Here is a 9530-nt window from a genome sequence, read left to right on the forward strand (position 1 = left end):
GCGGTCAGCTTAAAAAAACAACACAATCAAAAATTCAACTTAATGAGTATTAAAGAACTAAACAAAAAACATATTATTTCTAACAACAATAGATTGAATAAAGTTTATTCCCAATTTGGAGAACTGTTGAGTGAATTAAGAAAAATGGAACTGCCACAAAACATTGAAAAATTGACAAATGACTCTATTGAACATATAAACAGTTCGACACTTGCAGGTGCTCAACTGACTAAATTAATCAAGCAAAAACAAACCTCAATTTTGAAACTAGTTGAAAAAGAACTTAAGGTTGTTCCTAAAAATTATTACCGAAATATTTGGATGTTATTTGGAATGAGTGGAATTGGAATACCAATTGGAGTAGCTTTCGGACTAAGTATTGGAAATATTGGACTTTTAGGTTTGGGATTACCAATTGGTATGGCTTTAGGTTTAGCTATTGGAGCATCGTTGGACAAAAAAGCTCTAAAAGAAGGAAGACAACTAAATATAGAATTAAAAAACTAACATAGAAAAGCCGAACCGCTAACAGTGTATTGCCAAAATGCGGGGTTGAATTCATAATAGAAAATTTTTGCATTTTTAGCCGCAATTGCTTTTTTGTTCCACATTTTTTTGTAATTTAGTTTCACAAAAAAGCAATTGCTAAAGTCAGAGAAAATTGAACTTTTAGGGTGTAAAAACCCGCACTTCGGCAATACTTTTTCGTTATCTGTAATTTCATAAAAAAGTTACTCTAAATCAATGTCCAATAACGAATTAAATCAACTAATCGAATTCAGAAAATTTCGTAAATTCTCAGAATCTGAATGGATAAAAAGAGGATTAAATCCTTCAGATCAAAATGTTATTGACTTGATGGAAACAAATGTTGATAATTGCTTATCTGAATTAATATATAGCATTGAAAGTTCTAAAAGTAAAAGTTCATTAAAGGCAATTCTTAAATCGAATCTCAAAAAAAATGGAAGAAATTTCGATACAGAAGAAAGAGAATTTATTGCCGACAATTATTCTAAAATTTCAAAAATTATTGACATTGATTTTACGAAAGAATTAAATAATTGGCTTTACGGTTCTCTATTTGGAATTGTAAAAAAAATGAGCGAAATAATTAGAGGAAAAGAGAAAATAAATGTTCAGAATATAATCTCATTGACAATGGTTTTGGAAACAAGCAAATTCGATTTGGAAACTATGAATTAGTTGAACAATTACCGAAAAACACTTATAATTTAGAAGATGCGAATATTCGACTTAAGCAAATCAAAAATTTTCGCAAATAAATAATCCCCGGGGCAAGCCCACGAGGTATTCAAAGGAAAAGAACTTATTTTTAGTTTTATGAAAAACCCTCCGTTTTTCAAACTTTTCCGCTTTGACCCCGAGGCAAGCCTCGAGGTATTTTCTCCGAATAAAGAAACTACAGATAACAGTGTATTAGCAAAAGCGGGCTTGAATACTCAAATTGAAAATTTGAATATTCTTCGCCGCCACTGCTTTTCAATTCCGTAATTTATTTGTAAGTTTACTTCATTGAAAAAGCATTGGCTCAGTTTGGTTGAAAACTGAACTTTGACTCCGTCGAACCACTTCGTTAGGTTTCAGTTCACTTTTCGCCCGCCTTCGCTAATACTTTTTCGTTAGCAGAAATATTACCCAACAAATTACAGCCTTAGAATATAGAATGGAAGAAATTTTCAGAAATTACGAAAAAAGGATTAAGAAAAAACATAGCATAAGTTTCTCACCGAAATATAAAGAAGAATTTAGAACCAGTGTGAATAATACGCTTTTTGTAGCTATTGCTGAAAAAGCAGTTGAAAAACTTGGTTGGGATTTAATTTTCGAAAGTGAAAACAGTATAGAAGCTAAACGGAAAGAAAAGCATCTTGGTTTTGAACAATGGACGGAAATAATTAGTGCAAAATATGAATTTGGAAATGTTACCGTAATAAGCGAAAGTTTAGGAAATGAAATTTGGGATTTAGGCAGAAACTCGAAAAGAGTAAAATTATTTATCTTCGCTTTTGAAGAGGTTTTAAAAACATTTGATAGAAAATCTTTAAAAGAGCTTGAAATGGAAGCCGAGAAGAAAAATAGTTTGGATGATTATGTTATTCCTGAAACATTACCACAACCAAAATTTTCTAAAAAGCCTAACTTTTCAATCCCAATTGTAGGAGGTCTTATAATTTCTTTGATTGTAGGTTTTATTTTAGCACTTATCTCACTTAAAGGAATTTATATTATCTTTTTATTTGAGTTTTTGGTTGCAACTGTTATTGCGTTTGCGATGAAACAACTTATCAAGATTTCAAATTTTACTGATTTTAATAAATTACTATATTTATCAGCCGTGATGATAATTATAATATACGTATCAAATCAATATTTTCAATATGAAATTATTCTACACGAAAATCATCTAAGCAGAATTGGATTTTTAGAATACTTAAAATTACGTTTTTCACAGTGATTAATTATAAAAAATATTAATACAGGTTGGATAGGATTAGTAATTAGTTGGATTATACAACTTGGTTTAACTGGAGTATTCGTATACCTCAAAATTGCATCAGTTTGGACAAAATATACTATCGAACGAGTTCCAATAGAAGTTGTTGATTTTGCTATTTATCATTTCGTTAAAAACAAATCAGAAAATGAAGTAAGAAATGAACTTGCAAAGAAAGGATGGATTGAAAAGATAAATCAAGACGAAGTATTTGAGGCAATTGCGGGTCTTCAAGTGCAACTGAACTAAATAGAGTTAAATAAAAAATACTTCTGCTAACAGTGTATTAGCAAAAGCGGGCTTGAATACTCAAATTGAAAATTTGAATATTCTTCGCCGCCACTGCTTTTCAATTCCGTAATATTTTTGTAAGTTTACTTCATTGAAAAAGCATTGGCTTCAGTTGGTTGAAAACTGAACTTTGACTCCGTCGAACCACTTCGTTAGGTTTCAGTTCACTTTTCGCCCGCCTTCGCTAATACTTTTTCGTTAGGCGATATTCTATAAAAACTCTCCGTAAATATAATGAATAAAGAAAATTTTTGGAAATCCAATTATTACAATCATCCAAATTTAACTGATGAAATGATTAAACTGGCAGAAAGAAGACTAAATGTTAAACTTCCAGAACTTTATATCGAACTATTGAAAGTCATGAATGGAGGATATACTAAAGGTTTTGCATTTCCTATGAATGAAAAAACAAGTTGGGCAGAAAATCATATTCCATTAGACTCGCTAAATGGAATTGTAATTGATAAAAGCATTGAAACACCTTTTAATATCCTAGATACAGAGTATATGACCGAAGAATGGGGACTTCCTGAAAATCAAGTTTTGCTATCCGGAGATGGCCATTATTGGATAACTTTAGATTATAGAAATAATTCAATTCCAAGTATAAGATGGATTGATATTGAAATGGATCAAGACATTCATGTCGCAAATAATTTTGAAGAATTTATAGATAGACTTGATTCTGAAGATTTATATGCAGAAGATTAAAAGAACATCGCCTAACAGTGTATTTATGTTATGCGGGGTTGAATCCAAAATATGAAAATTAGTCTTAATTTGTCCGCAAAAAATGCTTTTCATATTCCTATTTTTTGTAATTTAGAAATCTGAAAAAGCATTTTTGCTGGTGTTGGGAATCGTTGAAAACTCAGTCATCAAAAGCCCGCACAACATAAATACTTTTCCGTTGGCTGTAAGTGTGTAAAAACACTCGGCAAAAATGTATAACAAAAAAACACACTAAATTCTATGGCTAAAAAATTCACATTGTTGAGTCTATTGGTTTTTCTTTTGACTATTCCTAGTAGTTGTTTGAATGAAGACTTGGAAACAACTCCGGATATGAATCAATCGATTAATAGCAAGGAAAGGATTCAAATTTTTTTAGATTTTGAAAAGAATCAAAAAAATGCAATGTATGCAAGAGAAGTTTTATCAACTGGAGTTGATTACTCAATTCCTTTTGCTTATGTACTGCAATTTTTTTTGAATGAGAGACCTGAGTTTGTTCAAGAATTTGACAAACAATTTGGTCAGATTGATTTTACTGTTGCTTCCCAAACTTTTGGAGAAGATGAAAAGGTAGTATTTTTTCCAATAATTAAAGACAAAGTGGTAAATTCCGTACTTGGATTAAAAATAAATAAAGAGAGGGATTACATTTCTGGACTAATATTAAAGGATCAAGATAAATTTTCAATTGATGTTGTGAAACAATTCCAAGACTATTATTCTAGTAGAACTCAACAAATTGATGTAGTTGTTATCACAATTGTTGTTCCGTTCGATCCTCTTGATTATTGGTACATGTTTGGAAGTAGTGGAGGTTTTACAGCAGGAGGACTTTCAGGAAGTAATTTTAATGGAGGTGCAGAGACATATAATGGTGGAAGTGGAACAGGGAGTGGATCTAGTTCGTCAAGTAATAATCAGAGTAATAATCCATGTGCAAGAATAAGTACAAATTTAACTAATGTTAAATTCCAAAGTAATGTTGTGAGCCTAAACAAACCTGCGGTTTTAGGTATGGATCACGAAATGGGTTATGCTTCCGCATATCCTCCTGCTGGATCTAATCTCGGAACTCAATATACACCCATGACAAATGCAATTGGTTCGACGGATTTAACATTACCGAATGGGAACAACTATTTTGGCTTTATCCATACTCACAATGATTTATATGATAATCCTAACGGAACTGTTCCTATAACTATTTTTTCGCCTGCTGATGTTATGACTTTTTTAACAAGTTGTGTGGCTAATGCCAATACTAGTGGAAATATTAACGATGCCTATGCAATGATAATCACTTCTCAAGGAAGCTATATGTTACAATATACTGGAACATCTGCAAATTTTGGAAATTTAGCTACTAATTTAAGTAACTGGAATACTGCATACGCAAATGCATTTCAAACACTTGCTGATAATGATGAGCTTACACAAGCAAATATTGAAAAAACTTTTTTAGATTTTCTAAAAAATACTGTAAATATTAACGGTTTAGAATTGTATAAAATTCAAGGAACTAATTCTACCAAGTATAGTTTAGATAGTAATAATGAGATTGCAACGAGCCCATGCGCAACAAATAATTCAAATCCAGAACAATGAAAAATTTATTTTATTTATTATTAATTATGACAGGTTTGTCTTGCTCAGCACAGACATTGCCCTTACGAACTTATATCCAAATTCCGCAAAATGCGTATTTGCAAGATACCAATAACGAGCTTCCTGATTATGCAGGAACTTGGAAAGGATCTTGGGACGGAAAAACCATTTATTTGTACATTTCCAAAATGACAAATAGATATAACCCCACGTTAAAATATTATGCCGACATTCTTATTGCTAAGTTTAAAGTTTTAGATTCCAGTGGAAATATCCTTTTTGATAATACAAATCTATCAAATAATGATGCTAAAATCAAAGGAACTAAATTTCAAAAAGTTAATGGAAAATATTCGTTAATTTATAATGATAGTGATCTTTGCAATACAGCTGGGTTTATAGCAATCAATTTTACTGATTCTACCAAAACTCACTTAAACTGGGGTTACAGTAAAATGAGTAATTTAATAACATCTGACTGTCCATATTATAACCAGCCGTTTCCACAGCCATTACCTAAAACGATTGTGCTGACAAAACAATAAATTAAAAACACCTACAGCCAACATTGTATTGCTAAAATGCGGGGTTGAACTCATAATATAAGGGTTCAACCTTTTTTGTCGCAGAAAACCATTTCCTTTTACTGTTTTTTGTATTTTAGCAAAAGGAAAATGGTTTTTGCTGATGGCAGTTTTTGTAGTACTATTTGCCCAAATAAGCCCGCACTTCAGCAATACTTTTTCGTTGGGCGACATTTTATTGAAACTTATGAAACATATTATTTTTGCGCTGATATTTATAAATTTTTGTCGATTATATTGTCAAGAAATTCCACCACCTCCACCACCATTAAAAAATAATTCTAATAAAGAATTGATAAATAAATCAAAAGGCAATTTTGAGATTAAGGAAGTTACTTCTACAAAAACAACTAATGAAAAAAATGAAAGTTGTAATATTGAAGTATTTAATATTGATAATAAGCATTTTACAGAAAATGAATCTCAATATTTTCATAAGACAATTGAAAACAAATTAAATAATCTTGATTTAAATATTTCACCTGAAGAAATAATTGCTTTCACTAAGTATCGAAATTCATTAAATACCAATCCAATAATAATTGATAGTATTGCAACTTTAATTTACAAGTTTAATGAGAATTCACAATTTGAAGAAGCGATAAAACAAGCAGAAAAACTAAAGGAAATTTCACCCAATAATATAACTTTATTTAAAGAATTATCATATGCGTATGAAAAATTAAATAATAAAGAACTGTCTGAAAAAAATTTTGAAATGATGAAGAAAGTAATAAATGCAGTTGAAAAATATAGCGACGGATGTAGATTGAATCCATATATATTAAATAATTATTTTGAAGGATTAAGTTTTTACGAAGCAAGAATAGAATGTTTACCCCTAAAAACAAGGTTTATTTTAACAGAATCAAAAAAAATAATATGTGGTTATGATTGTTACCATATTATGAGATTTGCAGATTTAAATCATTACAAAAAATATCTAAAAGAAGGAACGTACAAAATCGAATAAAAAAACGTCGCCCAACAGTGTATTAGCAAAAGCGAGCTTGAATACTCAAATTGAAAATTTGAATATTCTTCGCCGCCACTGCTTTTCAATTCCGTATTTATTTTGTAAGTTTGCTTCATTGAAAAAGCATTGGCTCAGTTTGGTTGAAAATTGAACTTTCAGTTCACTTTTCGCCCGCCTTCGCTAATACTTTTTCGTTAGCTGCCATTATAAAAAAGACGCACAGTGAATTTGAATGTAAATCTTCAAAACAAATTAATTGAAATAAATTCAAGTGTAAAACTTTTGAATTCAACAAAAAATATAAATAATGAGTCTTATGCTTTTTCTAAAGTTGAGAATAGAATTGCTTGGGTAAGCACATCATTAAATTCAAAAGAATATTTTTTACAAATTGAAGATGGAGAACTAATCGCTGCAACTATTGTAACAGAGGATTTACTTGAAATAGCAGAGATTATGAATTTTTGGCTTACCCAGAACAAATCAATTTTATCATTGGAAACTAAAGTAAATATTGATCCAAATTATCTTGATTTATTAACTCTAAGTGAGAATCAAATTTTAGACAAAAGGTGGAATAGTCTAATTGGTAAAATTAAAAATAAAGAAATCGAATTTGACATTAACCTATTTAAAGAATTAAAAGAACGATTTTGGAGGCTATATCCATTTTTTAGTCATGATTTTTTGTGGTTTAGTGATATAATAGGAGTTAAAAATGACGGTTTTAGCACTCTAATAATTCTTTGTATTGACAATGGATTTCAAATAAGGAATCATATTTATGGTGAAATAATTTTTTCAACCTCTATACCTCTAATAATAAAGCGATGAGCCTACAAGACGAAAACAAAAAACTTAAAGAAAAACTACAAGAGCTTGAGTGGATTAAAGATTTCCAGCAAGATGTAATTGTTGAATTTGAGAAAGTTACAGGGAAAGAACTTTCAAAAAAGTTATTGCCCAAACATTTAGCAAACGAGATTCAGAAAAAAAAGAAAAAGCTAAAGTAAAACTTCTGTATCAAGTGTTTGGGATTTCTAAACAAGCTTACTATCAACGTATTATAGCCTCCGAAAATAAACAGAATACCATACTTACATCAAAACAGATCAAGGACACGCTTATCTTTCACTTGTAACAGATCCTTATTCCAAGAAAATAATGGGTTATGCTCTGGAAGACAACATGAAAGTAGAGATGGTGAAAAAAGCCCTTAAAATGGCATTTAAGAATAAGATATTTGATGTTGAAAATACGATTCACCATTCAGATAGAGGTTTGCAATACTGTAGTCCAGATTACACAGAATTTGCCCAAAAAATGGGGTTTAAAATGAGTACATCCCAAAAATACGATCCTTATGAAAATGCTGTAGCAGAAAGAATTAACGGAATTTTGAAATACGAATTTGGTTTTAAAAATGTAATCCCAAATCTTAAAATGGCACAGAAAATGATTAAAGAAGCGGTAGAAATTTATAACAACGAAAGACCACACTGGAGTCTCGATCTTAAAACGCCACAACAAGCTCATGATGAATTTAATAAACAGCGTTATAAATCGTATTCTAAAAAAGCCGCGTAATGTTGTTGTTATAAAATACGGAAATAAAATGTGGGAAAATTCAGTGGAAAAAGCCAGGGGTAATTTTTCAATATTTTATTCCGAAATTAAAAACAAAAATTCATACTTTTAAATCGTGAAACAAAACAAAAATATTAACAAAAAAAGTCAACCTATTTTAGGACATGACAACCACAACATTATGAAATTAAAAAACAACTACTTATTAGTAATCTTTTTTGTTTTGGCAAATAAGGTTTATTCTCAAAATTATTCTAACGATACCGAAAAATTATGTATAACTATTGAAAAATATAAAAAAGAAGTTGAAACTTTGGCAATCAAAAATAACTCTGATGAAGAAATTTCAATTTCCGCTTTTCTATATAAAAAAAATAAAAAATCTTATTTAAGGCTAGAAAATAATTTTAGCTTTAACGATTTACCAACTTTTAAAATGAAAAGTCTAAAATTTTACTCATATTTTAATTGTGAAAAAAATTTAATAACAATATATAAAGACAAAAATTTCAATTTCAAATTACCTGCAAATTTAATTCAAAACGAATTTGAACCTGGTGGTCCTCCAATTCCGATAATGGAAGGTGAGAAATTACCGAATTTACCTCCAGTTACTCCAATAAATGTAATAAATAAACTATCTAAAATTTATGTACTTAACGAAAAGTCGCATGAATTTACTGAAGTCAAATAAAAACATCGCCTAACATTGTATTTGCAAAAGGCGGGGTTGAATATATAATAGAACTATTAGTTGCATTTAGTCGCGCCTGCTTTTTCGTTCCACAATTTTTTTGTAGTTTAGTTCCACGAAAAAAGCATCCGCTTCGGTTGGTCGAAATTGAACCTTTCGGTTAAATTTAGCCCGCCCTTCGCAAATACTTTTTCCGTTAGGCGATATATTAAAACACTGTCCGTAAAAATAAAATGGAAATTGATTTCAGAATTAGATCTTCAGAAAATTTGAATTTTTCAAATGAAATAATTCACAATAAGAATTCGAGAAAAAATAGATTAAAGCTTTCAAAATCTGAATATGAAAAAACAAAAATTGTATGGTTTTTATTAGCTTACAATGGAAAAATGGAATATAATGGAATCGATATTCAATACCAATCATCATCTGCAAAATTAGAAAATGGAATTACTGCGCAAAAAATACTTGAAAAAATAAATTCTAAGAATTATTTTGAAGAGTTTGAGCCTAAAAAAAATGATTTTTTATCTATTG

The 9530-nt window shown here is 29.9% G+C and carries 12 protein-coding genes; all 12 read left to right on the plus strand.

What is annotated here, in order from left to right:
* Window positions 1-42 precede the first annotated feature (42 nt).
* Window positions 43-507: a hypothetical protein gene (locus AC4AGG_RS13910; protein ID WP_489772616.1), complete on the plus strand. Its 465-nt coding sequence runs from the start codon at window positions 43-45 to the stop codon at window positions 505-507.
* Window positions 508-744: 237 nt separating this feature from the next.
* The gene (locus tag AC4AGG_RS13915) at window positions 745-1206 is read left to right on the plus strand and encodes a DUF4844 domain-containing protein (RefSeq protein ID WP_489772617.1); all 462 of its coding nucleotides are present in this window, start codon (window positions 745-747) and stop codon (window positions 1204-1206) included.
* Between the two features lie 481 nt (window positions 1207-1687).
* Window positions 1688-2479 (plus strand): hypothetical protein, encoded by a 792-nt coding sequence (locus tag AC4AGG_RS13920; protein WP_489772618.1) that lies wholly within the window; start codon window positions 1688-1690, stop codon window positions 2477-2479.
* A 624-nt stretch (window positions 2480-3103) separates the two neighbouring features.
* Window positions 3104-3523: an SMI1/KNR4 family protein gene (locus AC4AGG_RS13925; RefSeq protein WP_489772619.1), complete on the plus strand. Its 420-nt coding sequence runs from the start codon at window positions 3104-3106 to the stop codon at window positions 3521-3523.
* A 261-nt stretch (window positions 3524-3784) separates the two neighbouring features.
* A complete protein-coding gene (locus AC4AGG_RS13930) occupies window positions 3785-5152 on the plus strand; it encodes a hypothetical protein (protein ID WP_489772620.1) in 1368 nt (455 codons plus the stop codon).
* Complete coding sequence (locus tag AC4AGG_RS13935; protein WP_489772621.1) at window positions 5149-5697, plus strand: DUF6705 family protein; 549 nt, start codon at window positions 5149-5151, stop codon at window positions 5695-5697. Before AC4AGG_RS13930 ends, AC4AGG_RS13935 begins: the two co-directional genes overlap by 4 nt.
* A gap of 142 nt (window positions 5698-5839) precedes the next feature.
* Window positions 5840-6709 carry a tetratricopeptide repeat protein gene (locus AC4AGG_RS13940; protein WP_489772622.1) on the plus strand — a complete coding sequence of 290 codons (870 nt, stop codon included), beginning with the start codon at window positions 5840-5842 and terminating at the stop codon, window positions 6707-6709.
* Between the two features lie 225 nt (window positions 6710-6934).
* Window positions 6935-7546, plus strand: coding sequence for a hypothetical protein (locus tag AC4AGG_RS13945; protein WP_489772623.1), 612 nt, complete (start codon window positions 6935-6937; stop codon window positions 7544-7546).
* Window positions 7543-7725, plus strand: a complete 183-nt coding sequence (locus tag AC4AGG_RS13950) for a hypothetical protein (RefSeq protein WP_489772624.1) — start codon at window positions 7543-7545, stop codon at window positions 7723-7725. The genes AC4AGG_RS13945 and AC4AGG_RS13950 overlap by 4 nt, the downstream gene beginning before the upstream one ends.
* A gap of 88 nt (window positions 7726-7813) precedes the next feature.
* Window positions 7814-8299 carry an IS3 family transposase gene (locus AC4AGG_RS13955; protein ID WP_489772627.1) on the plus strand — a complete coding sequence of 162 codons (486 nt, stop codon included), beginning with the start codon at window positions 7814-7816 and terminating at the stop codon, window positions 8297-8299.
* 115 nt (window positions 8300-8414) lie between these two features.
* On the plus strand, window positions 8415-8993 hold the full coding sequence (locus AC4AGG_RS13960) for a hypothetical protein (RefSeq protein ID WP_489772625.1): 579 nt from the start codon (window positions 8415-8417) through the stop codon (window positions 8991-8993).
* Between the two features lie 233 nt (window positions 8994-9226).
* Window positions 9227-9530: hypothetical protein (locus AC4AGG_RS13965; RefSeq protein WP_489772626.1), on the plus strand; the 304-nt coding region annotated here is incomplete at its 3' end.

The organism is Chryseobacterium sp. CG10_8 (assembly GCF_058117085.1).

Bases quoted from the DNA above. Each gene is read 5' to 3' on its own strand.
- AC4AGG_RS13925 (WP_489772619.1), top strand. From the start codon at position 3,104: ATGATTAAACTGGCAGAAAGAAGACTAAATGTTAAACTTCCAGAACTT.
- AC4AGG_RS13910 (WP_489772616.1), top strand. From the start codon at position 43: ATGAGTATTAAAGAACTAAACAAAAAACATATTATTTCTAACAACAAT.
- AC4AGG_RS13920 (WP_489772618.1), top strand. From the start codon at position 1,688: ATGGAAGAAATTTTCAGAAATTACGAAAAAAGGATTAAGAAAAAACAT.
- AC4AGG_RS13940 (WP_489772622.1), top strand. From the start codon at position 5,840: ATGGCAGTTTTTGTAGTACTATTTGCCCAAATAAGCCCGCACTTCAGC.
- AC4AGG_RS13930 (WP_489772620.1), top strand. From the start codon at position 3,785: ATGGCTAAAAAATTCACATTGTTGAGTCTATTGGTTTTTCTTTTGACT.
- AC4AGG_RS13950 (WP_489772624.1), top strand. From the start codon at position 7,543: ATGAGCCTACAAGACGAAAACAAAAAACTTAAAGAAAAACTACAAGAG.
- AC4AGG_RS13915 (WP_489772617.1), top strand. From the start codon at position 745: ATGTCCAATAACGAATTAAATCAACTAATCGAATTCAGAAAATTTCGT.
- AC4AGG_RS13935 (WP_489772621.1), top strand. From the start codon at position 5,149: ATGAAAAATTTATTTTATTTATTATTAATTATGACAGGTTTGTCTTGC.